This window comes from Shinella sp. BE166 (assembly GCF_051201095.1).
Classification (GTDB): domain Bacteria; phylum Pseudomonadota; class Alphaproteobacteria; order Rhizobiales; family Rhizobiaceae; genus Shinella; species Shinella lacus.
On sequence record NZ_JBPEHL010000005.1, the window covers coordinates 358,648 to 380,435 of the forward strand.

Annotated in this window: 23 protein-coding genes; 16 read left to right on the forward strand and 7 right to left on the reverse strand. The window is 63.9% G+C overall.

The window, feature by feature from the left end:
• Positions 1-92: 92 nt before the first annotated feature.
• From J2Y63_RS15845 to deoA, 7 genes are read left to right on the forward strand one after another with little or no spacing between them, the layout of a single operon-like run.
• Positions 93-1,628: an ABC transporter ATP-binding protein gene (locus J2Y63_RS15845; RefSeq protein ID WP_435266863.1), complete on the forward strand. Its 1,536-nt coding sequence runs from the start codon at positions 93-95 to the stop codon at positions 1,626-1,628.
• On the forward strand, positions 1,625-2,758 hold the full coding sequence (locus J2Y63_RS15850) for an ABC transporter permease (RefSeq protein ID WP_435266864.1): 1,134 nt from the start codon (positions 1,625-1,627) through the stop codon (positions 2,756-2,758). The genes J2Y63_RS15845 and J2Y63_RS15850 overlap by 4 nt, the downstream gene beginning before the upstream one ends.
• Positions 2,759-2,763: 5 nt before the next feature.
• A complete protein-coding gene (locus J2Y63_RS15855; RefSeq protein WP_435266865.1) occupies positions 2,764-3,735 on the forward strand; it encodes an ABC transporter permease in 972 nt (323 codons plus the stop codon).
• Positions 3,736-3,739: 4 nt separating this feature from the next.
• Positions 3,740-4,132 carry a cytidine deaminase gene (locus tag J2Y63_RS15860; protein ID WP_435266866.1) on the forward strand — a complete coding sequence of 131 codons (393 nt, stop codon included), beginning with the start codon at positions 3,740-3,742 and terminating at the stop codon, positions 4,130-4,132.
• A complete protein-coding gene (locus J2Y63_RS15865) occupies positions 4,129-4,941 on the forward strand; it encodes a purine-nucleoside phosphorylase (RefSeq protein WP_435266867.1) in 813 nt (270 codons plus the stop codon). Before J2Y63_RS15860 ends, J2Y63_RS15865 begins: the two co-directional genes overlap by 4 nt.
• Positions 4,934-5,707 carry a deoxyribose-phosphate aldolase gene (deoC, locus tag J2Y63_RS15870; protein ID WP_435266868.1) on the forward strand — a complete coding sequence of 258 codons (774 nt, stop codon included), beginning with the start codon at positions 4,934-4,936 and terminating at the stop codon, positions 5,705-5,707. Before J2Y63_RS15865 ends, deoC begins: the two co-directional genes overlap by 8 nt.
• Entirely contained in the window at positions 5,704-7,023 is a 1,320-nt protein-coding gene (gene deoA, locus J2Y63_RS15875; protein WP_435266951.1) for a thymidine phosphorylase, read from the forward strand. The genes deoC and deoA overlap by 4 nt, the downstream gene beginning before the upstream one ends.
• Here the strand turns inward: deoA and J2Y63_RS15880 are convergent.
• The 7 genes from J2Y63_RS15880 to J2Y63_RS15910 all read right to left on the reverse strand — a co-directional run bounded on the left by J2Y63_RS15880 (position 7,013) and on the right by J2Y63_RS15910 (position 12,343).
• Complete coding sequence (locus J2Y63_RS15880; protein ID WP_435266869.1) at positions 7,013-7,549, reverse strand: TIGR02281 family clan AA aspartic protease; 537 nt, start codon at positions 7,547-7,549, stop codon at positions 7,013-7,015. The two genes, deoA and J2Y63_RS15880, sit on opposite strands and share 11 nt — an antisense overlap.
• 124 nt (positions 7,550-7,673) lie before the next feature.
• Complete coding sequence (gene upp, locus J2Y63_RS15885) at positions 7,674-8,303, reverse strand: uracil phosphoribosyltransferase (protein ID WP_256118305.1); 630 nt, start codon at positions 8,301-8,303, stop codon at positions 7,674-7,676.
• Positions 8,304-8,408: 105 nt separating this feature from the next.
• Positions 8,409-9,365, reverse strand: coding sequence for an adenosine deaminase (locus J2Y63_RS15890; RefSeq protein WP_435266952.1), 957 nt, complete (start codon positions 9,363-9,365; stop codon positions 8,409-8,411).
• An 8-nt stretch (positions 9,366-9,373) separates the two neighbouring features.
• Positions 9,374-10,603 (reverse strand): phosphopentomutase, encoded by a 1,230-nt coding sequence (locus J2Y63_RS15895; RefSeq protein ID WP_435266870.1) that lies wholly within the window; start codon positions 10,601-10,603, stop codon positions 9,374-9,376.
• Between the two features lie 112 nt (positions 10,604-10,715).
• Positions 10,716-11,282, reverse strand: coding sequence for a TadE/TadG family type IV pilus assembly protein (locus tag J2Y63_RS15900; protein ID WP_256118308.1), 567 nt, complete (start codon positions 11,280-11,282; stop codon positions 10,716-10,718).
• On the reverse strand, positions 11,279-11,866 hold the full coding sequence (locus J2Y63_RS15905; RefSeq protein WP_435266871.1) for a TadE/TadG family type IV pilus assembly protein: 588 nt from the start codon (positions 11,864-11,866) through the stop codon (positions 11,279-11,281). Before J2Y63_RS15905 ends, J2Y63_RS15900 begins: the two co-directional genes overlap by 4 nt.
• Before the next feature lie 123 nt (positions 11,867-11,989).
• Complete coding sequence (locus tag J2Y63_RS15910; protein ID WP_435266953.1) at positions 11,990-12,343, reverse strand: pilus assembly protein N-terminal domain-containing protein; 354 nt, start codon at positions 12,341-12,343, stop codon at positions 11,990-11,992.
• A gap of 385 nt (positions 12,344-12,728) precedes the next feature.
• Between J2Y63_RS15910 and J2Y63_RS15915 the strand changes: the two genes are divergently transcribed.
• The 9 genes from J2Y63_RS15915 to J2Y63_RS15955 all read left to right on the forward strand — a co-directional run bounded on the left by J2Y63_RS15915 (position 12,729) and on the right by J2Y63_RS15955 (position 21,708).
• Complete coding sequence (locus J2Y63_RS15915) at positions 12,729-12,917, forward strand: Flp family type IVb pilin (RefSeq protein WP_256118310.1); 189 nt, start codon at positions 12,729-12,731, stop codon at positions 12,915-12,917.
• Positions 12,918-13,036: 119 nt separating this feature from the next.
• Positions 13,037-13,549 (forward strand): A24 family peptidase, encoded by a 513-nt coding sequence (locus J2Y63_RS15920; RefSeq protein WP_435266872.1) that lies wholly within the window; start codon positions 13,037-13,039, stop codon positions 13,547-13,549.
• 184 nt (positions 13,550-13,733) lie between these two features.
• Positions 13,734-14,540 carry a Flp pilus assembly protein CpaB gene (gene cpaB, locus J2Y63_RS15925; protein ID WP_256118312.1) on the forward strand — a complete coding sequence of 269 codons (807 nt, stop codon included), beginning with the start codon at positions 13,734-13,736 and terminating at the stop codon, positions 14,538-14,540.
• A complete protein-coding gene (locus J2Y63_RS15930) occupies positions 14,512-16,095 on the forward strand; it encodes a type II and III secretion system protein family protein (protein WP_305111659.1) in 1,584 nt (527 codons plus the stop codon). Before cpaB ends, J2Y63_RS15930 begins: the two co-directional genes overlap by 29 nt.
• 11 nt (positions 16,096-16,106) lie before the next feature.
• Positions 16,107-16,817 (forward strand): CpaD family pilus assembly protein, encoded by a 711-nt coding sequence (locus J2Y63_RS15935; RefSeq protein WP_435266873.1) that lies wholly within the window; start codon positions 16,107-16,109, stop codon positions 16,815-16,817.
• A gap of 72 nt (positions 16,818-16,889) precedes the next feature.
• Positions 16,890-18,173: an AAA family ATPase gene (locus J2Y63_RS15940; RefSeq protein WP_435266954.1), complete on the forward strand. Its 1,284-nt coding sequence runs from the start codon at positions 16,890-16,892 to the stop codon at positions 18,171-18,173.
• A gap of 47 nt (positions 18,174-18,220) precedes the next feature.
• Positions 18,221-19,696, forward strand: coding sequence for a CpaF family protein (locus J2Y63_RS15945; protein WP_435266874.1), 1,476 nt, complete (start codon positions 18,221-18,223; stop codon positions 19,694-19,696).
• A gap of 9 nt (positions 19,697-19,705) precedes the next feature.
• A complete protein-coding gene (locus J2Y63_RS15950) occupies positions 19,706-20,716 on the forward strand; it encodes a type II secretion system F family protein (RefSeq protein WP_435266875.1) in 1,011 nt (336 codons plus the stop codon).
• An 11-nt stretch (positions 20,717-20,727) separates the two neighbouring features.
• Positions 20,728-21,708, forward strand: a complete 981-nt coding sequence (locus tag J2Y63_RS15955) for a type II secretion system F family protein (protein WP_256118316.1) — start codon at positions 20,728-20,730, stop codon at positions 21,706-21,708.
• Positions 21,709-21,788: the final 80 nt, after the last annotated feature.

Consider the following 21,788-nt stretch of genomic DNA (forward strand, 5'->3'; position numbering starts at 1 on the left):
AATCAGGCTGGACAAGCACGGCGGAAGCAACAAGACTAAGACCGATCGGCCGGGAGGCCTGTCGCCCTAAATCCCCGTAAGAGTGGATCGTCATGAGCGAATTGGCAATCGAACTGAAGGGCATCGACAAGAGCTTCGGCCTCGTCCACGCCAACCGGAACATCAACCTGAAGGTCCGCAAGGGCACCATTCACGGTATCATCGGCGAAAACGGCGCCGGCAAATCCACCCTCATGTCGATCCTCTACGGCTTCTACCAGGCCGACCACGGCGACATCGTGATCGACGGCAAGACGGTCAATATCCGCGATCCGAATGCCGCCATCGCCGCCGGCATCGGCATGGTGCACCAGCATTTCATGCTGGTCGAGAATTTCACCGTGCTGGAAAACATCATGCTCGGCGCGGAAGAGAGCCAGATCCTCAATGCCGGCATCACCAAGGCGCGGGCCGAGCTGAAGCGGCTCGAAAAGGAATATGCGCTGGAGGTCGATCCGGACGCTGTGATCGAGGAACTGCCGGTCGGCATCCAGCAGCGCGTGGAAATCCTCAAGGCGCTCTACCGCCGGGCCGACATCCTCATTCTCGACGAGCCGACGGGTGTTTTGACGCCGCCCGAGGCCGACCACCTGTTCCGCATCCTCGGCCAGTTGAAGGACGAAGGCAAAACGGTCCTGCTCATCACCCACAAGCTGCGCGAGATCATGGCGATCACCGACGAGGTCTCCGTCATGCGCCGCGGCGAGATGGTTGCGACGCGCACGACGAAGGATACCTCCGTCGAGGAGCTGGCCGAGCTGATGGTCGGCCGTCGCGTGTTGCTGCGCGTGGAAAAGGGCGAGGCAAAACCGGCGGACGCGAAATTCTCCGTCAAGAACCTGACGGTGCGCGACAGCCGCGGCGTGACCATGGTCGACGACGTCTCCTTCGATATCCGCGCCGGCGAGATCGTCGGCATTGCGGGCGTTGCCGGCAACGGCCAGTCGGAACTGCTGGAGGCGATCTCCGGCATCCGCCGCGCGAAATCCGGCACGGTGCTGCTCAACGGCAGGCCGATCGACGTCACCGGCAATGCCGACCCGGCGGAGCTGCGCAAGCGCGGCCTGGCGCATGTGCCGGAGGACCGGCATCATGTCGGCCTCGTCCTGAAGTTCGAGGAAAGCGAAAACGCCATCCTCGGCTATCACGATGACCCGAAATACCGCAAAGGCCTGCTGCTCGATATCGACGCCATCCGCGCCGATGCGGAGGAAAAGATCGCCGCCTATGACATCCGCCCGCCGAACCCGCGGCTAAAGACCGCCAACTTTTCCGGCGGCAACCAGCAGAAGATCGTGCTGGCGCGCGAGATGGAGCGCAATCCCGATGTGCTGATCATCGGCCAGCCGACGCGCGGCGTCGATGTCGGCGCCATCGAATTCATTCACAAGCGCATCATCGAGATGCGCGACCAGGGCAAGGCGGTGCTGCTCGTCTCGGTGGAGCTGGACGAGATCCGCGCGCTTTCCGATCGTATTCTGGTGATGTTTGCCGGCCGCGTCGTCGGCGAGCGCCTGCCGGATGCCACCGAGGGAGAGCTCGGCCTGTTGATGGCCGGTGTGGAAGGCCGGAAGGAGGCTGCGGAATGAGTGTTCCTTACGCGAAACTGCCGGCCTGGGCCGAATATGGCCTGATCCCGCTCGTCAACCTCGCCGTCGCCTTCCTGATTTCCGGCCTCGTCGTCTTGATCGTCGGCGAGAGCCCGCTGGAAGCCGCCTATCACATGATCAACGGTGCCTTCGGGCGCGGCGAATATATCGGCTTCACGCTCTACTACACGACGACCTTCATCTTCACCGGTCTTGCCGTGGCGGTCGCCTTCCATTGCGGCCTGTTCAACATCGGCGGCGAAGGCCAGGCCTATATCGGCGGCATCGGCGTCGCGCTCGCCTGCCTCTCCTTCGACCGCGTGCTGCCCTGGTATCTCCTCTTCCCGATCGCCATTCTCGGCGCAGCGCTCTTCGGCGCGCTCTGGGCGATGATCCCCGGCTGGCTGCAGGCCAAGCGCGGCAGCCATATCGTCATCACGACGATCATGTTCAACTTCATCGCCGCCAGCCTGATGAACTACCTGCTCAACCGGGTGTTCAAGCCGCTCGGCTCCATGTCGCTCGAAACCCGCACCTTCGAGGCGGGCGGCCAGCTGCCGAAACTCGACTGGCTGATGTCGATCTTCGGCCTTTCCGTCGGCTCGGCGCCGTTCAACATTTCCTTCCTGCTCGCGCTGGTTGCCGCCTTCGGCGTCTGGGTGCTGATCTGGCGCACAAGGCTCGGCTACGAGATGCGCACGATGGGCCACAGCCCCGCGGCCGCGCGCTATGCCGGCATCAAGGAAGCCAGGATCATCGTCATCGCCATGATGATCTCCGGCGGGCTTGCCGGCATGATGGCGCTGAACCCGATCATGGGCGAGCAGTTCCGCATGCAGCTCGATTTCGTGCAGGGCGCCGGCTTCGTCGGCATCGCGGTGGCGCTGATGGGGCGCTCGCATCCGGCGGGCATCATTCCGGCCGCACTGCTCTTCGGCATGCTCTACCAGGGCGGGGCGGAAATCTCCTTCGAGATGCCCTCCATCTCGCGTGACATGATCGTCATCATCCAGGGTCTCGTCATCCTGTTTGCCGGCGCGCTGGAGCACATGTTCCGCCCGGCCATCACGCGGGTCGTGCTGGCGCTTTCGCCGAAAACCCGCGACGTCGCCGCCACCAAGGGAGCCTGAGCGCCATGGAATTCTTCCAGACCTTCATCGAGCTCGCCCAGTCGACGGTGCGCGTCTCGACGCCGCTGATCCTCGCCGCCCTTGCCGGCCTCTTCACCGAACGCGCCGGCGTCTTCGACATCGGCCTCGAGGGCAAGATGCTCGGCGCCGCCTTCGCCGCCGGCACCGTCGCCTATCTCACGCAATCCGTGACCATGGGCCTGCTCGCCGCCGTGCTCGTCTCCGTGCTGCTCTCGCTGGTGCATGGCTATGCCTCGATCACCCAGCGCGGCAGCCAGATCGTCTCCGGCGTCGCGATCAACTTCGTCGTCGCCGGCTCCACCGTCATCCTCGGCGAGGCCTGGTTTCGCCAGGGTGGGCGCACGCCGGCGCTCACCGAAGACGGCCGCTTCGGCCGGATCACGCTGCCCTTCGCCGATGCGGTGCGCGAGGTGCCAATCCTCGGTCCGCTCTATTCCGGCCTGCTCTCCGGCCATTCGCCGCTGACCTACCTCGCCTTCCTGATGGTGCCCGCAAGCTGGTGGATTCTCTACCGCACCCGCTTCGGCCTGCGCATGCGCGCCGTCGGCGAGAACCCCGGCGCGGTCGATACCGCCGGCATTTCGGTGATCTGGCTGCGCTACCGCGCCGTCATCTGCTGCGGCATCCTTTGCGGCATTGCGGGCGCATACCTGTCGCTCTCGGCCAATGCCGGCTTCACCAAGGGCATGACGGCGGGCAAGGGCTATATCGCGCTCGCCGCGCTGATCTTCGCCAAGTGGCGGCCGAAGAACATCCTGTTCGCCTGCCTGCTCTTCGGCTTCCTCGATGCCTTCGCCATCCGCTACCAGGGTTATGCCTTCCCGCTGATCGGCAAGGTGCCGGTACAGTTCATGCAGGCGCTGCCCTATATCCTGACCGTGATCCTGCTTGCAGGCTTCATCGGCAAGGCCATTCCGCCGAAGGCCGGCGGCGTGCCCTACGTCAAGGAGCGATAGAAAAATGTCCCAAGACCTCTTCGAGGCGGCGCGCGCGGCGATGGCCTTCGCGCATGCGCCCTATTCCAAATTCCCCGTCGGCGCGGCCATCCGCGCCGAGGACGGCAAGATCTATGCCGGCGCCAATATCGAGAACCTGTCCTTCCCCCAAGGCTGGTGCGCCGAGCCGACCGCGATCAGCCACATGATCATGGCCGGCAACAAGAAAATCGTCGAAATGGCGGTGATTGCAGAAAAACTGCCGCTCTGCCCGCCCTGCGGCGGCTGCCGCCAGAAGATCGCGGAATTCGCGAAAGCGAAAACACCGATCTATCTGTGCGACGAGACCGGCGTGAAGAAGACCATGACCATGGAAGAGCTCCTGCCGCATGGTTTTGCCACGGACGTGATCGGATGAGCGCGCACACGACAGAACTGCTCCGCGCCCGCCTCGGCGGCGTGCTGCCGCGTTATGGCATCGTGCTCGGCTCGGGGCTCGGCTCACTGGTGGAAGCGGTCGCAAACCCGCTGCACATTCCCTATTCGGACCTGCCGAGTTTTCCCGTCAGCTCCGTTTCCGGCCATGCCGGCGAGATGGTCATCGGCTATCTCGGCGAGGTCCCGGTCATCATGCTGTCCGGCCGGGTGCACTATTATGAACGCGGCGATGCCAATGCCATGCGCACGCCGATCGAGGTGCTGAAGGGCTTGGGCGTCACCTCGCTGATCCTCACCAATTCGGCGGGCTCGCTCCGCGAAGACATGCCGCCCGGCTCGGTGATGCGGATTTCCGACCACATCAATTTTTCGGGCGCGAACCCGCTGATCGGCATCGAGAGCGACGACCGCTTCGTCGGCATGACCAATGCCTATGATGCCGGGCTTGCCGCCCGCATGGAAGCGGCGGCGCAGAAACTCGGCATCCCGCTGTCGAGCGGCGTCTACATGTGGTTCTCCGGCCCGAATTTCGAAACGCCGGCGGAAATCCGCATGGCCCGGGTGTTCGGCGCCGACGCCGTCGGCATGTCGACCGTGCCGGAAGTGCTGGTCGCCCGCCATCTCGGCCTCGATGTCGCCGCCGCCTCGGTCATCACCAATTTCGGCGCCGGAATGACGGGCGGCGAACTCAGCCATCACGAAACCAAGGACATGGCCCCGATCGGCGGAAAGCGGCTTGCCGCTATCCTTGCGGAAATGATCGCGGGCGGAGGCAATGAAAATGCATGAGGACGACACCAAGGCGATCGCGCAAAAGGCGCTCTCCCTGCTCGACCTGACGGACCTCAACGACGACAGCAATGCGGCGGCCATCGAGAAACTCTGCGCCCAGGCGCAGACGCCCTTCGGCAACACGGCCGCCATCTGCATCTGGCCGCGCTTCATCGCGCAGGCCCGCGGCATCCTGGGCAAAGGCCATGCGGTGAAGATCGCGACCGTGGTCAACTTCCCCGCCGGAGACCTGACGGTCTCCGAGGTGATCGCCGAGACAAAGCAGGCGATTGCCGACGGCGCCGACGAGATCGACCTCGTCATCCCTTACCGCGACTTTATTATCGGCGACGAAGCGGCAGTGGTGGAGATGGTGGAAGCCGTAAAGGCGGTCTGCACGCCGCCGATCGTTCTCAAGACCATTCTGGAGACCGGCGCGCTGAAAGACCCGGCGCTGATCCGCGAGGCCTCCGATCTCGCGATTGCCGCAGGCGCGGATTTCATCAAGACCTCGACCGGCAAGTTTGCCGTCAACGCCACCCTGCAAGCCGCCGAGATCATGCTGAATGCCATCAAGGCCAGCGGCAAGCCGGTCGGTTTCAAGCCGGCAGGCGGCGTGCGCACCGTCGCCGATGCCGGCGACTATCTCACACTTGCCGCCTCGATCCTCGGCGAAGGCTGGGCAACGCCCCAAACCTTCCGCTTCGGCGCGTCCGGCCTGCTCGGCGATATCCTGGCCATGCTCGACGGCCAGCCCGCGCCGGCCGCGCCCGCGAGCTACTGAAGATGCTCCCGCAGGAGACGATCCGTCGAAAGCGCAACGGTGAGCCTCTCGCCCCGGAAGACATCGCCCGCTTCATGGCCGGCGTGACGGATGGCAGCGTCTCCGAGGGGCAGGTGGCGGCCTTCGCCATGGCCGTCTGGTTCAACGGCATGGCGCGCGAGGAGACCGTGGCGCTGACGCTCGCCATGCGCGATTCGGGCGACGTGCTCGACTGGTCGGACATAAACCGGCCGATCGCCGACAAACATTCAACCGGCGGTGTCGGCGACAATGTCTCGCTGATGCTGGCGCCGATCGCGGCCGCCTGCGGGCTCGCCGTGCCGATGATCTCCGGCCGTGGCCTCGGCCATACCGGCGGCACGCTCGACAAGCTGGAATCGATTCCCGGCTATACGATCATGCCCTCCGCTGACCTCTTCCGCCACACGGTGAAGGACGTCGGCTGCGCGATCATCGGCCAGACCGCCGACCTTGCGCCCGCCGACAAGCGCATCTACGCCATCCGCGACGTCACCGCGACGGTCGATTCCGTGCCACTGATCACCGCCTCCATTCTCTCGAAAAAGCTCGCGGCTGGCCTGCAATCGTTGGTGCTGGACGTGAAGGTCGGCAACGGTGCCTTCATGGCGGATACGACTGAAGCCGAAACGCTCGCCCGCTCGCTGGTCGCGGTGGCGAATGGCGCAGGCGTCAAGACCTCCGCCCTCATCACCGACATGAACCAGCCGCTGGCCGACGCCGCCGGCAATGCCGTCGAGATCGCCAATTGCATCGCTTTCCTGAAGGGCGAGAAGGCCGGGACGCGACTGGAGCGCATCGTGCTCGCCTTCGCGGCGGAAATGCTGGTGCTTTCGGGGGTGGAACGAGACCTGGCCGCGGCCGAAACGAAGGCAGCCCAGGCACTCGCCAGCGGCGCGGCCGCAGAGATTTTCGGGCGCATGGTGCATGCGCTCGGCGGCCCCGCCGACCTGCTGGAGAAGCCGGAGGCTTACCTTTCGGCCGCGCCGGTGATCCACCCGGTCCTCGCATCGGAAGCCGGCTATCTGGTTTCCTGCGATACGCGCGGCGTGGGCATGGCGGTCATCGAGCTTGGTGGCGGGCGCAGCCGCCCGGACGACACGATCGACCACCGCGTCGGCTTCGATCGCCTTGTGCCGCTCGGTACGAGGGTCGAAAAGGGCGACGAGATCGGCCGTGTGCACGCCGTAAACGAGACGGATGCCGCACGCGGCGCCGAGCGACTTGCCGGGCTTTATCGGATCGCTCCGGAAGCGCCAGCGGCGTCTCCCGATATCCTGACGCGCATCAGCGCGTGAGGTGCAGCCTGCCGTCTTCGACGCGGTAGGAGGAAAGGCCCTTCAGGAAACTCATGCCGATCAGCGTGCCGGAGAGCGCCTTGTCCTCCAGCACCATCGCGCCGATGTTTTCCATGCGCACCGGGCCGATCTCGATCCGGTCGAGGCGGATATAGGCGGCGCGCGCCTTGCCGTTGGCTGTATCGACGGCATAGCGGAAATCGAGGTCGGACCGGGCGATACCGATGCGCTGCGCCGTCGAGACGTTGATGGCGACCATGCTGGCGCCGGTATCGACCATGCCCTCTTCCTTGCGGCCGTTGATGGCGAAGAGGCCAGTGAAATGGCCGTTCGGATCCGCATCGATCACCGCGCTGCGGTTGCCGGTGTAACGCGCCGCGCCCTGCCCCGTCTGCACGACCGCCGTCTCGACCTTCGCGGCGGGTTTTTCGCCGGTCGATTCGAGATAGCGGGTCGCGACGTCGGGCACGAAGGCCGCGGTGACAATCACGGCACCGGTGACAAAAGCGAGGCTGCGGACGGACATGGACGGGTCTCCGGAAGATCTGTCCCGAAATAACACGCATCCGGCTAACGGACGGCAAAAGGGGCACCCGACGGCGCCCCTCTCCACGATCTTCGTTCGGCTTGGTAAAGCGCCGGTTAACGGCTCACTTCGTTCCGTACATGCGGTCGCCCGCGTCGCCCAGTCCGGGCACGATGTAGCCCTTCTCGTTGAGTTGGCGGTCGATGGAGGCCGTGTAGACCGGCACGTCCGGATGATGCGCGCGAAAGCTCTTGATGCCTTCGGGGGCGGCCAGCAGGCAGAGGAAGCGGATGTTCGTTGCGCCGCGGCTCTTCAGCGTGTCGATGGCGGCGATGGCCGAATTGCCGGTCGCCAGCATCGGATCGACGACGATGACGAGGCGTTCGTCGATGCTGTCGGGCGCCTTGAAAAAATACTCGACCGCTTCGAGCGTCTCATGGTCGCGGTAGACGCCGATATGGGAGACGCGGGCCGAGGGCACCAGCTCCAGCATGCCTTCCAGCAGACCGTTGCCGGCGCGCAGGATGGAGGCGAAGACCAGCTTCTTGCCTTCCAGCACCGGCGCGTCGATCACTTCCAGCGGCGTCTCGATGCGCTGGGTGGTGAGTTCCAGATCGCGCGTGACTTCGTAGCAGAGCAGCGTGGAAATCTCGCGCAGCAGGCGGCGGAAGCTCCCGGTCGAGGTTTCCTTCTTGCGCATGATGGTCAGCTTGTGCTGCACGAGCGGGTGATCGATGACTGTGACGCCGTCCATGGCCAACCTTCCCAAATTGAGTAAACGCCTCTTTTTCCACGGAACGGCGGAGGGCCGCAAGAGAAGACAGCCGGCCGCGGGCAACATCCCCAGCCGGAACAGGCCTCAAAGCTTTGCCAACAGCCGCTGCCGCGTCGGCTCGTCCACAAAGGCCGCCTCGATGGCGGTGTGCGTCATGCCGAGGATTTCCGCCTCGCTGAAGCCCATGATCGTCGCGGCAACCTCGTATTCGCGGGCGAGCGAGGTGTGGAAGAACGGCGGGTCGTCGGAATTGAGCGTGACGCGCACGCCGGCCTCGTGGAGCGCCCGCAGCGGGTGGCTTTCGAAATCGGGGAAGACGTTCAGCGCGACATTCGAGCCGGGGCAGACTTCCAGCACCACGCCCTCATCCGCCAGCCGCTTGACGAGATCCGCATCCTCGATGGCGCGCACGCCATGGCTGATGCGGGCGGGGCGGACATGGTCGAGTGCGTCGCGCACGCTGAAGGCGCCGGAGAGTTCACCGGCATGGATGGTGATGCCGAGGCCGGCGTCGCGGGCGATATCGAAGGCGCGGGTGAAATCGGCGACGCGATGCATGCGCTCCTCGCCGGCCAGATTGAAGCCGGTAATCAGCGGATGCGGCCGGCGCGCGGCATATTCCGCCGCCTTCACCACCCGTTCCGGGCCAAAATGGCGGATACCGACGATGAGGAGGCGCGTCTCGATGCCGGTCTTCGCCTTGGCGCGCTCGGCGCCCTCGGCAAGGCCGCGCACATAGGCATCGGCACCGATGCCGACGGCGTCGCCCTGGTCGGGCGAGACGATCAGCTCGCTGTAGATGGCGCCCGCTTCGGCGATCTCGGTGAGGTAGGTTTCCGCAAGCAGCGCGTAATCCTCCTCGTCACGAAACAGGTTGGCGGTCGCATCGTAGCTCTGCACGAAGCTGGTGAAATCCTGCCAGGCATAGGCGCCATCGCGGATGAAGGCGGAGGTGTCGATGCCGTAGCGTTCAGCCTGGGCAAGCGCCAGGGCCGGCGGGGTGGCGCCTTCGATATGGCAGTGCAGCTCCGCCTTGGGCATGGATGTCGTCACAAAAAGCTCCTTCCGTGCGGACCCGGCGCGATGCCGAGGTGACGGGCAATACTCTCGCCGATATCGGCGAAGGTCGTGCGGGTTTCAAGCAGGCGCGAGCGGATGCCCGGGCCGAAACTCATGATCGGCACGCGCTCGCGCGTGTGGTCCGTGCCGCGCCAGGTGGGGTCGCAGCCGTGGTCGGCGGTGAGGATGACGATGTCGCCGGGTTTCAGCTTGCGGTCGACCTCCGGCAGGCGGCGATCGAAGGCTTCCAGCGCCGCCGCATAACCGGCGACGTCGCGACGGTGGCCGTAGAGCATGTCGAAATCGACGAAATTGGTGAAGACGAGGTCGCCGTCCTCCGCTTCGTCCATCACGCCGAGCGTGGCATCGAGCAGCGCCATGTTGCCATTCGCTTTGGTGAGCTTGCCGATGCCCTGATGGGCGAAGATATCACCGATCTTGCCGACGGCGCGCACGGTGCGGCCGGCCTCGCTCAGCCGGTCGAGCAGCGTCGGCTCCGGCGGCAGGACGGAATAGTCGCGGCGGTTGCCGGTACGCTCGAAGGTCTCCGGCGTTTCGCCGACGAAGGGCCGCGCGATGACCCGACCGATCCGCCCGCCCGGCCGCTCGTCGAGGATTTTTCGCACGGTCTCGCAGAAAGCCAACAGACGGTCGAGGCCGAAATAGCGCTCGTGGGCAGCGACCTGGAAAACGGAGTCGGAGGAGGTGTAGCAGATCGGCCGGCCGGTGCTGGCGTGCTCCCAGCCGTGGCGGGCGATGATATCCGTGCCCGAGGCGTGGCAATTGCCGAGAATGCCCGGCACATCGCCTGCCGCGCAGATGGCTTTCACCAACTCGGGCTCGAAAGCATCGCCTTCGGCCGGAAAGTAGCCCCAGTCGAAGGTGACGGGCGTGCCGGCGATCTCCCAATGGCCCGACGGCGTGTCCTTGCCATTCGAGACCTCGCTTGCCGCGCCATGAAGGCCGAAGACGCGCGGTGGCACGTCCATGCCCGGCGGGAAACGGCCTGTCGCGGCGCGGGCGGCATGCAGGAGGCCGAGCGCCGACATGTTGGGAAGCTTCAGCGGCCCCTGCCGCAGCCCCGGCCGGTCGGCGACGCCGGCCGCGCAGAATTCGGCGATATGGCCGAGCGTATCGGCACCGAGATCGCCGAAGGCCGCCGCATCCGGGCCGCCGCCGATGCCGAAGGAATCGAGAACGAAGAGGAAGGCTCGCGCCATGGAATCACCTGTCGTCTGTCCGTGTCCGCCTTCTGAAGAGCGGATGAACTGACTGACATGACACGGGCGTCATGGACGGTTCAAGCGAAATCGGCAGGGCGCGCGGCCGCGCTCAGCAATCGGGGCAGCTGATCGAAGAGCCCTGGCGCAGGCCGAAATAGCTCGTCTTGCTGAGCGTGATATTGTTAAGCTTCGCGGAGAGGTTCGGTGCCATGAGGAGGATCTTGTGCGGTACGCCCAGTTCGGTGCGCACGAAGAACAGGCTCTTGGCGCCTTCTATATGGCTCGGCAGAACCACGGCTGTGCCCTTGACGTAGGGTTGCCCCTTGCTCTGGTCCCGCGACCAGGCGACCGTTGCCTTGCCATCCGCATCAATGGTGACGCCGGTGATCTTCAGGGTGTAACCGGTGGCCTGCGGGAAGGGCGCGATCACGCTTGCAGTTACGTCCTTCATCGTGTCCAACACCGCGGCATTGGTCGAACCGTTCTGTGTGACCAGATCGGAAACGGTGCTGGCCGCACGGCTGACCTTGCGCGACAGGGTGAAACCGACGGTGATTTCGAAGGCACTGACATAGGCCATGATCATCAGCGGGGCGACGATCGCGAATTCGATGGCCCCGACACCGCGCCGATCCTCGACGAAACGACGCAGCCTGAGGAGGATACCGCGCTTCATGGGTAGTCCTCATTCTGCACGACGGCTGTCGCGATCATCAGGTAATTCTGGCGAGTGCCATCAGCCCCGCGAAAGTTGGAGACATAGGGGCGGATAACGTCCGTCACGATATCCCAGCGATAATAAGCGCGTATCAAGTTGATGGAGCGCTTGCCGCCTGGCAAGAATTTGTTGGCCGCATTGAGATCTGCGACCGTCTGCGGAACGGTTTTCGGAATGTCCGAATAGGTCGCGAAGCTCTGCACCTGAATGAACAGTTTGTCCGCTTTTTTGAGCTCGCCGGCCGAGCAGGGCATCAGGATCGAGATTTCGGCGCAGAAAGTCTTGCGGAAGTCCTCCTCGCTCATGGTCGAACGGATTTCGCCGGTCCTGATCTTGCGCGCCATCGTGTCAGTGGCGCCGGCGAGGAGCTGCTCTGCGGAAAAGGCGATGAAGGTCTCGAGCGAGGCGAAGACGATCATGAAGAACGGAAGGCTGAGAATTGCTATTTCCATTGCCGTCGCGCCATCGCGACCGGCAAGGAAACGGCCGAACAGACCCTTCATCGGCCTCCGGCGGGTGGTTGCATCATGATCGAGCGACATCGCGATCCGTTCCCAGATATTGGACACGGCGAGATTAGGTGACAGACCGTTTATATTTCGTGTGTGTGGAGCGGAAGAATTGAACGGTTTCCCGCATTTGGACGCCCGAAGCGGGACGCGCCGTCAGCCGCCCGAATTGGTTCTGGCGACATGTTCCTCACAATTTGGCGTGCAGGAGAGAACGGAGCGGTCGGTCTGGCGGAAGACGCGTACCGTATTGCCTTCGTCGATCGAGACGAGGATGCGCTCGTCGACGATCGCATTGCCATCCGCATCAAGCAGGACGAGGTTGGTGGTTCCGAAGTTGCGGCCGGTGAGCACGATCGTCTGCGCATCCGCCACCGTGGCGTCGGCGACGTCAGCGTTGCCGATGATCACCTTGCTGACCGGGCGGTCGAGCTTGAGCACGCGAGCATGATCCATGTAGACGCGCATCAGCGGCTCTTCGGCAAACGCGTAAGAAGCGACCGTCGACATGATAACAATTGCGGCTGTCGCAAGCTTTGCGGCTGCTACGGCGAAGGTCCAGTCGCGTCCCATAAACATTCATCCCGGTAAGAAAACAGGGATAGCATCGCCGTGAATGGTGAACGAAGGTTTAAACCGGTCGCTAGGCTTGTCGATTTATGAATCCGCCCGGTAAGCCGGATCTGAGTCCAACCGGCGGATCGTTCTAGGGAATCCGCGCGCGTAAGGGGATTTAACCAATTGGTCACCCTATTTCCCGCAGGCAGGCGCTAACCTATTGTTAACCCATTTCTTTAAGCCGATGGAAATGGCCGACCTGTAGGTTGCAATCATCCGAACAACGGAAACAGTTGGCGGACGTGCTGAACCAACATCGTGGAGCTAGGAGAATACCATGACCAAGACTTTCGCTCGCTTTATGAAGGACGAATCGGGTGCAACTGCCATCGAATACGGCCTGATCGCTGCCCTGATTTCCGTTGCTCTCATCACCGGCGCTACCGCGCTGGGCAACTCGCTCAACTCCACCTTCAGCAAGCTGGGTGGCAAGCTGACGAACGCCGTGGACAAGACCGCGCCGTAAGCTGAAGCGGCTTCATTGCGCTTATCTGGAAAGCCGCCTCCAAAAGGCGGCTTTCCGTTTTCCAGACGTTATCCTTTCCGAAACGGATCCAGCGTATTCTTCGCCAAAAGGAGAGCAGCGTGACCCAGGCCATCATCTTCGTGGTATTTCCGCTCTGCCTTGCGCTCGCGGCCGTTTCCGATTTCCTGACCATGCTTATCCCCAACAGGGCTTCGGCGATCCTGCTTGTCGCCTTTATCATCGTGGCGCCGCTGGCAGGCCTCGGCCTGACGGACATCGCGATGCATCTGGCCGCCGGCCTTATTGTCTTTGCCGTATGCTTTACGCTGTTCGCCTTCAACGTTATGGGTGGCGGCGATGCGAAGCTTCTGACGGCGAGTGCCGTGTGGTTCGGCCTGACCTTTTCGCTTGTCGAATATCTGATCTACGTTTCCATCTTCGGCGGGTTCCTCACTTTCGCGATCCTGGCATTGCGTTCGAACACGACCCTGATCCTGGCCACCGGCCTGCCCATTCCCAACCATCTCCTCAAGGCGACGAAAGTCCCCTACGGCATCGCGATCGGGATTGGTGCGTTTGCCGCCTATCCGACGTCGCCGTTGATGCTTGCCGCCCTCGGCAGCGCCGGCTGATAGCTCTACCTTTCCATAGGGAACATGCGCCACCCCGGGTTGAAACGCCCGGGGCGAAGCCGTTGCGGCAGATGGCGGCGTCAACCCGTCGTTAACCATAGCCGTAAGGCAGCTATTAACCATAATTATACCATTGCCGGTCAATGTGGGCGGATAGAACTGTCCGCAGCCCCAGGGAATCCACATGAGACCGGCGCGAATCATCATTCTGGCAGTGGCCGTCGTTTCGGCCGGCGTCGCAGGCCTCCTGGCCTTGCAGATCGCCGGCGGCGGCACGCCCGCCCTGCCCGAGGCCGTCGTCGAGCGCGAGCCGACGATCAACGTGCTTGTGGCCAAGGAAAGCCTGCCTGTCGGCGCGCGCCTTAATCCGGAAATACTCGCGTGGACGGCATGGCCGGAAAGCTCGGTGGTCGAAGGATTCATCACCGACCAGAACCGGCCCGACGCGATGGAGACGCTCAACGGCGCGGTCGTGCGCCTGCCGGTGTTCAATGGTGAACCGATCCGCCAGGAAAAGATCGCCGACTCGAGCAATCGCATCATGTCGTCGCTGCTTCCCTCCGGTAAGCGCGCCGTCGCAACAGAAATTTCTGTGGCAACGGGTGCAGGCGGTTTCATCCTGCCGAACGACCGCGTCGACGTGATCATGGTGCGCAAGAGCGCCGAGGGCTCGTACATCACCGAGACCGTGCTGGCGAACGTGCGCGTGCTTGCCATCGACCAGCAGATCCAGGAAAACGAGGACGGCTCGAAGGCCGCCATCGGCACCACCGCTACACTCGAACTCACCCCGGACCAGACCAAGGTGATTGCCGTCGCCCAGCAGATGGCAGAGCGCCTGTCGCTGGCGCTGCGCAGCGTGGCGGACGCCCAGGAGCCCGATACAGGTGCGGCCGACTACCTGCTCAGCGGCGGCGACGGCATGCCGATCATCCAGGTGATCAAGACCGGTGAAATCGTCAATGGCGGTTCGCCCGCGACACAGAAGTGACCAGGAGCTGACCGTGTTTGGAATCGCAAAAACTTTTCGAGCTTCCGTCGCGGGTGGACTGAGTTTCTGCCTGGCGTTTTCCGGTATGCCGGGCCTCGAGGGCGCGGGCGTCGCGACCGCGCAAGCATCGACCGCGTCGGTCATCCGCATTACCAGCAGCGGCCCCGGTGCCCGCAAGTCTGTAAAGCTTGGCCTCAACAAGGCAATCGTCGTCGATCTGCCGACCGACGCGCACGACATCCTTGTCGCGGATCCAGTCAAGGCTGACGCCGTCACCCGCACGTCGCGCCGCATCTATCTCTTCGGCAAGGAAGTCGGCCAGACCAACATCTTTATCTTTGGGCCGGGTGGCGAGGAGATCGTCAGCATCGACCTGAATGTCGAGCGCGACATTGACGGCCTGCAGGCGAACCTGCGCCGCTTCATCCCCGACTCCGACATCGAAGTCGAGATCATCTCGGACAATATCGTGCTGAACGGCACAGTGCGCACGCCGCAGGATGCCGCCCAGGCGACGCGTCTTGCGGAAATCTTCCTGAAGGGCGGCGAGGCCACGACCCGCACGATCGTCTCCCAGGGCAATAACGGCGATTCCGCGATCTTCGGCGAAGCGCGCCGCAGCTCGCAGGTCGTCAACATGCTGAAGATCGATGGCGAGGACCAGGTCACGCTGAAGATCACCGTGGCGGAAGTCAGCCGCCAGGTGCTGAAGCAGCTCGGCTTCAACGGCTCCGTTCAGGGATCGAACGGCGGCATATCGTTCCGCAACCCGACCAATCTCGGCGGCGCGGCCGACTGGGTCTCCAACGGCGTTGCCAGCGGCACGCTTGGCGGCCTGTCGCTTGCTGGCAGCATGAGTGCCATGGAACAGGCCGGCGTCATGCGCACGCTTGCCGAACCAAGCCTCACGGCCATTTCCGGCGAGGAGGCGAGATTCTATGTCGGCGGCGAGTTCCGCCTTCCGACCGAACAATCGATCGACGTCGACGAAGAAACCGGCAAAGCGACGGTCGGTCGCACCATCGATCAGGTCGAATACGGCATCCGTCTAAACTTCCGCCCTGTCGTGCTGTCGCCTGGCCGCATCAGCCTGAAGATTGAGACCGAGGTGTCGGAACCGACCTTTGAAGGGTCTGCGACATCCATCGCCAACAGCAACATTCCCGGCCTGACCGTGCTCGGCATCCGCCGCCGCGAGGCTTCCACCAGCGTCGAACTGCCGTCGGGCGGCTCCATCGTCATCGCCGGTCTCGTCAAGGACGATATCCGCCAAGCGGTTTCGGGTCTGCCGGGTCTCTCGAAGATTCCGATCTTCGGCACCCTGTTCCGCTCGAAGGATTTCGTGCGCAACGAGACGGAAATGGTCATCATCGCGACGCCCTATCTCGTGCGGCCCGTCGCGCGCAACGCACTCTCGCGTCCGGATGACAATTTCAACGCGACCAACGACGCGGCGAGCTTCTTCCTCGGCAAGGTGAACAAGATCTACGGCCGCAAGGAAGAGGCGATGCCCTCGGGCAACTACCACGGCTCCATCGGCTTCATCTACAAGTGACGGGACGGAAGATGCGCGACAACAATAGCCAGATCCGACTTCCCGCAAGGAACCGCACCATGCACAAGCCGATGCGCGCTGCGCTTGCAGCGACCCTCATTCTCTCGGCCGCGGCCCTTTCCGGCTGCGGTGCGCGCCCGGACCGGTCCACGACGGGGTCGATCCCGGACGACTACCGCACGCGCCATCCGATCGTGCTGTCTGAGACCGCGCAGACCATGGACATTCCGATCGCCACCGGCGACCGGGCGCTGACGGTTGCCATGCGTGACAACATCCGCGGTTTCGCCGCCGACCATCTCGCCAAGTCGCGCAGCGCCGTGCAGATCATGCTGCCGGCCGGATCGGCTAACGCGGCCACGGCCGACCACTTGCGCAAGGATATCCGCGCGACCCTCGTCGGCGCCGGCTTGAAACGCGACCAGCTGATCGAGACGCGTTACGATGCCAGCGGCTACGGATCGTCCGCGCCAATCCGCCTCGCCTTCTTCGCCATCACGGCCAAGGCTGGCCCCTGCGGTGAATGGCCGGAAGATCTCGTCGTTAACACGATGGAAAACCGCAACTACCATAATTTCGGCTGCGCCTCGCAAGCCAACCTTGCCGCCCAGATCGCGAACCCGATGGATCTTCTCCAGCCGCGCGGCATGACCCCGATCGACGCCGAGCAGCGTTACGTGGTCATCCAGGACTATCGCGCCGGAGAAAGCAGCGCGGACTAACGACAGTGGAACGGCCACCGACAAGAGACAACCCTTCATCCGGTCAACCGGACACCAGGAACGGGCATGACGATGAACCCAGCAGATTACACCATTGAGCACGTCGCAGGCGCCGAGGCTGAAGAGACGGTTCGGCCCTCCGAACTCGAGGCCGTGCGTTCGCTGCCCCGCATCTCGGTGCACGCCTTCTGCGAAAGCGAGGCGATGCTGCGCACCATGGAGCGCTGCGCCCAGGACCGGCGCCTCTCCAAGGTGAGCCTGCGCGTCTCCAGCGCCAGCATCGCGGCCGCCGCCAACATGTTCGCCTCCGCGCCGACGCCGAACCTGCTGATCCTCGAAACATCGACCGAGCCGCGCGGCATCATGGACGAGCTTGCGCCGCTCGCCGAGGTCTGCGACCCGAGCACCAAGGTCATCATCGTCGGCAATTACAACGACATCCCGCTCTATCGCGACCTTATTCGCAACGGCATTTCCGAATATATGGTCGGCCCCGTCGGCATGGCCGACATCCTGAACGCCATGTCGGCGATCTTCGTCGATCCCGATTCCGAGCCGCTCGGCCGCACGATCGCCTTCATCGGCGCCAAGGGCGGTTCCGGCTCCTCGACGATCGCGCACAATTGCGCCTTCGACATTTCCAGCCTGTTCCAGACGGAAGTCATCCTCGCCGACCTCGACCTTCCGTACGGCACCGCCAATATCGACTTCGACCAGGATCCGCCGCAGGGTATTTCCGAGGCGATCTACGCGCCGGACCGGCTCGACGAGGTGTTCCTCGACCGCCTGCTGACCAAGTGCTCGGAGCGCCTGTCGCTGCTCGCGGCCCCCTCCATGCTCGACCGTGCCTATGATCTCGAACGCGGCTCCTTCCAGCCGATCATCGAAGTGTTGCAGCGCAGCGCCCCGGTGACCATCCTCGACGTGCCGCATGCCTGGTCGGAATGGACCCGCGCGCTGCTGTCGGAGGTCGACGAGCTGATCATCACCGCCGTGCCGGACCTTGCGAACCTGCGCAACGCGAAGAACATGCTCGACGCCTTGAAGAAGCTGAGGCCGAACGACAAGCCGCCCCACCTGATCCTCAACCAGGTCGGCCTGCCGAAACGCCCGGAAATCGCGCCTGCCGATTTTTGCGAGCCGCTCGGCATGCAGCCGATCGCGATCATCCCCTTCGATGCGCAGCTTTTCGGCACGGCCTCCAACAGCGGCCGCATGATCGCCGAGATGGATCGCAAATCGCCTACGGCGGAAACCTTCTCGCAGATCGCCCATATCGTGACGGGACGCGCGACGATCAAGAAACCCAAGAAGGCCGGCCTCGGCAAGATGCTCGGCCTGCTCGGCCGCAAGTAAGCCAAGGCAGACCCCAAGGGGCGGCGCAACAGACTGGATGAAGTGGCATGTTCGGCAGACGCGGCAATGAAGGTACAGGCAAGAGCGGCACGGCGGCCCAGACGACCCATGCCGTCCCGGCTTCCGCCACGACCATGACGGCGGAGCGTCCTGTCACGGCCGCTCCCCAGCCCGTCTTCGAACCGGCCCCGCCGCCGGTCATGGCGCCCGCGCAGGCCGCGACCGGACGCCGCCGCACGCCGCGCACGGAAGATTATTACGACACGAAGAGCCAGGTCTTCTCCGCGCTCATCGACACGATCGACCTGTCGCAGCTCGCCAAGCTCGATACCGAGAGCGCGCGCGAGGAAATCCGCGACATCGTCAACGACATCATCACGATCAAGAACTTCGCGATGTCGATCTCCGAGCAGGAAGAACTGCTCGACGACATCTGCAACGACGTGCTCGGCTACGGACCGCTGGAGCCGTTGCTCGCACGCGACGACATCGCCGACATCATGGTGAACGGCGCGGGCAAGACCTATATCGAAGTGGGCGGCAAGGTGCAGGAATCGGAGATCCGCTTCCGCGACAATGCCCAGCTTCTGTCGATCTGCCAGCGCATCGTCAGCCAGGTCGGCCGCCGCGTCGACGAATCGAGCCCGATCTGCGACGCGCGCCTGCCGGACGGCTCGCGCGTCAACGTCATCGCCCCGCCGCTCGCCATCGACGGCACCGCGCTCACCATCCGCAAGTTCAAGAAGGACAAGCTGACGCTCGACCAGTTGGTCAAGTTCGGCTCGATCACGCCCGAGGGCGCAGCTCTTCTCCAGATCATCGGCCGCGTGCGCTGCAACCTCGTCATTTCCGGCGGCACGGGCTCGGGCAAGACGACACTGCTCAACTGCCTGACGAACTATATCGACCGGGACGAGCGCGTCATCACCTGCGAAGACTCGGCCGAACTCCAGCTGCAGCAGCCGCATGTCGTGCGCCTCGAAACCCGCCCGCCGAACATCGAAGGCGAAGGCGAGATCACCATGCGCGATCTCATCAAGAACTGCCTGCGTATGCGGCCAGAACGCATTATCGTCGGCGAAGTGCGCGGACCGGAGGTGTTCGACCTCTTGCAGGCGATGAACACCGGCCACGACGGCTCGATGGGCACGATCCACGCCAACACGCCGCGCGAGTGCCTCAGCCGTATGGAATCGATGATCGCCATGGGCGGCTACACGCTGCCCGCCAAGACGGTCCGCGAAATCATCGCCGGCTCGATCGACGTCATCATCCAGGCCTCGCGCCTGCGCGACGGCTCGCGCCGCATCACCCACATCACCGAGGTGGTGGGCATGGAAGGCGACGTCATCGTCACGCAGGACCTGATGCGCTTCGAGATGCAGGGCGAAGATGCCAACGGCCGCATCATCGGCAAACATACGGGCACGGGCATCGGCAAGCCGCATTTCTGGGACCGCGCCCGCTATTTCAACGAGGACAAGCGCCTGGCGGCAACGCTCGACGCGATGGAAAAGCCGTAAGGGGCGCCGATGTTCGGACTGGATATCACCATCGTGGCGATCTTCGCGCTGGCGGCGCTCTCCACCGCCGGCCTCGCCTATGGCCTGCTCTTCTCGCGCATCGAAACCGAGAGGAAGACGGAAAGCCGCGTGCGCCGGGTGCAGGCGGCCGAGACGGACCAGGGCAAGGCCAAGGCCTCCCGCGACCGCTTGCAGGAACTGTCCAAACGCCGCAAGTCGGTGCAGGATTCGCTGAAGGACCTGGAGAAGAAACAGCAGGAACAGACCAAGCGCGTTGCGGCCACGCTCAAGGCGAAGCTGGTACAGGCCGGGCTTTCGATTACCATCTCGCAATTCTACATGATCAGCGCTGCCTTCGGCCTTTTCGTTTTCCTGCTCGTCCTCCTCGCAGGCTCCGGCCTCATCGTCAGCCTCGGTGCCGCCTTCATCGGCTCAGCCGGCCTGCCGCGCTGGATTGTAGGCTTCCTCGTCAAGCGGCGGCTGAACAAGTTCCTCGAGGAGTTCCCGAACTCGCTCGACGTGATGACGCGCTCGATCAAATCCGGCCTGCCGCTGACGGACGCTCTGCGCCTGATCGCCTCCGAGGGCCAGGAGCCGGTGCGCACCGAATTTCGCCGCCTCGTCGAGGCCCAGCAGGTCGGCCTCAATGTGCCGGAAGCCTGCGCGCGCATGTTCACCAACATCCCGCTGCAGGAGGTCAACTTCTTCGCCATCGTCATCGCGATCCAGAGCCAGGCCGGCGGCAACCTCTCCGAGGCGCTCGGCAACCTGTCGCGCGTCCTGCGCGAACGGCGCAAGATGAAGGCCAAGGTCAATGCGCTGTCGATGGAAGCCAAGGCATCGGCTGCCATCATCGGCGCCCTGCCGTTCATCGTCGCCTTCCTCGTCTACCTGACCTCGCCCGACTACATCATGATCCTGTTCCAGGATTCGCGCGGCCACCTCATTCTCGGCGTCTCCGGCGTCTGGATGTCCATCGGCATCCTCGTGATGCGCAACATGATCAACTTCGACATCTAGGGGCCAGGGTCATGTCCATCGTCGAAACTCTTACCGACCCTAATGTCCTGCTGCCAGCCTTCGTGATGATCGCGGTGCTGGCGACCTTCTATACGCTCGCCGTGCCCTATCTCGACCGCGGCGACCTCGACAAGCGCATGAAGTCGGTTGCGCTGGAGCGCGAGCAGATGCGGGCGCGCGAACGCGCCCGCATGAACGCGGACTCCCCGCAGAACAAGGCATCGCTGCGCGCGCAGCACAACACCTCCGTTCGCAACGTCGTCGACCGGCTGAACCTTCGCGAGGCGCTGGTCGACGCCAACACGATGAACCGACTGCGCCAGGCCGGCTACCGCTCGCAGAACGCGCTCAACATCTTCCTCTTCGCCCGTTTCGTGCTGCCGTTCGTCTTTGGCGCGCTCGGCGCCTTCTACATCTTCTATCTTGGTTATCTCGGCGACAAACCGCTGCCGATGCGCATTCTGGCAACGATCGTCATCGCCTATATCGGCTTTTACATGCCGAACATCGTCATCTCCAACAAAGTGACGAAGCGGCAGAAATCGATCCGGCGGGCCTGGCCGGATGCACTCGACCTCATGCTGATCTGCGTCGAATCCGGTATTTCCATCGAAGTCGCCTTCAAGCGCGTGGCCGACGAAATCGCCATGGCCTCGCCGGAACTCGCCGAGGAACTGGTGCTGACCACGGCGGAACTTTCCTTCCTCCAGGAGCGCCGCGCTGCTTACGAAAACCTTGGCATGCGAACGGGCCTCGACACCGTGAAATCGGTGACGCAGGCGCTCATCCAGGCCGAGCGCTATGGCACGCCGCTGGCCCAGGCGCTGCGCGTTCTCGCCCAGGAATGCCGCGACCAGCGCATGAACGAGGCGGAAAAGAAGGCCGCCGCCCTGCCGCCGAAGCTGACCGTGCCGATGATCCTGTTCTTCCTGCCGGTGCTGATCGCCGTCATCCTCGGCCCCGCCGGCATCCAGGTCGCCGACCGCTTCTAAGCACAAACCTGGACACGATAAAAAACGCCCCGGTCGAAAATTTCGGCCGGGGCGGAGTCGTCCTTGGGAGGGAGGCTCTG

Coding starts and splice junctions, on each gene's coding strand:
- J2Y63_RS15845 (WP_435266863.1), top strand. CDS start 93: ATGAGCGAATTGGCAATCGAACTGAAGGGCATCGACAAGAGCTTCGGC.
- J2Y63_RS15850 (WP_435266864.1), top strand. CDS start 1,625: ATGAGTGTTCCTTACGCGAAACTGCCGGCCTGGGCCGAATATGGCCTG.
- J2Y63_RS15855 (WP_435266865.1), top strand. CDS start 2,764: ATGGAATTCTTCCAGACCTTCATCGAGCTCGCCCAGTCGACGGTGCGC.
- J2Y63_RS15860 (WP_435266866.1), top strand. CDS start 3,740: ATGTCCCAAGACCTCTTCGAGGCGGCGCGCGCGGCGATGGCCTTCGCG.
- J2Y63_RS15865 (WP_435266867.1), top strand. CDS start 4,129: ATGAGCGCGCACACGACAGAACTGCTCCGCGCCCGCCTCGGCGGCGTG.
- deoC (WP_435266868.1), top strand. CDS start 4,934: ATGCATGAGGACGACACCAAGGCGATCGCGCAAAAGGCGCTCTCCCTG.
- J2Y63_RS15880 (WP_435266869.1), bottom strand. CDS start 7,549: ATGTCCGTCCGCAGCCTCGCTTTTGTCACCGGTGCCGTGATTGTCACC.
- upp (WP_256118305.1), bottom strand. CDS start 8,303: ATGGACGGCGTCACAGTCATCGATCACCCGCTCGTGCAGCACAAGCTG.
- J2Y63_RS15890 (WP_435266952.1), bottom strand. CDS start 9,365: ATGCCCAAGGCGGAGCTGCACTGCCATATCGAAGGCGCCACCCCGCCG.
- J2Y63_RS15895 (WP_435266870.1), bottom strand. CDS start 10,603: ATGGCGCGAGCCTTCCTCTTCGTTCTCGATTCCTTCGGCATCGGCGGC.
- J2Y63_RS15900 (WP_256118308.1), bottom strand. CDS start 11,282: ATGAAGCGCGGTATCCTCCTCAGGCTGCGTCGTTTCGTCGAGGATCGG.
- J2Y63_RS15905 (WP_435266871.1), bottom strand. CDS start 11,866: ATGTCGCTCGATCATGATGCAACCACCCGCCGGAGGCCGATGAAGGGT.
- J2Y63_RS15910 (WP_435266953.1), bottom strand. CDS start 12,343: ATGTCGACGGTCGCTTCTTACGCGTTTGCCGAAGAGCCGCTGATGCGC.
- J2Y63_RS15915 (WP_256118310.1), top strand. CDS start 12,729: ATGACCAAGACTTTCGCTCGCTTTATGAAGGACGAATCGGGTGCAACT.
- cpaB (WP_256118312.1), top strand. CDS start 13,734: ATGAGACCGGCGCGAATCATCATTCTGGCAGTGGCCGTCGTTTCGGCC.
- J2Y63_RS15930 (WP_305111659.1), top strand. CDS start 14,512: ATGGCGGTTCGCCCGCGACACAGAAGTGACCAGGAGCTGACCGTGTTT.
- J2Y63_RS15935 (WP_435266873.1), top strand. CDS start 16,107: ATGCGCGACAACAATAGCCAGATCCGACTTCCCGCAAGGAACCGCACC.
- J2Y63_RS15940 (WP_435266954.1), top strand. CDS start 16,890: ATGAACCCAGCAGATTACACCATTGAGCACGTCGCAGGCGCCGAGGCT.
- J2Y63_RS15945 (WP_435266874.1), top strand. CDS start 18,221: ATGTTCGGCAGACGCGGCAATGAAGGTACAGGCAAGAGCGGCACGGCG.
- J2Y63_RS15950 (WP_435266875.1), top strand. CDS start 19,706: ATGTTCGGACTGGATATCACCATCGTGGCGATCTTCGCGCTGGCGGCG.
- J2Y63_RS15955 (WP_256118316.1), top strand. CDS start 20,728: ATGTCCATCGTCGAAACTCTTACCGACCCTAATGTCCTGCTGCCAGCC.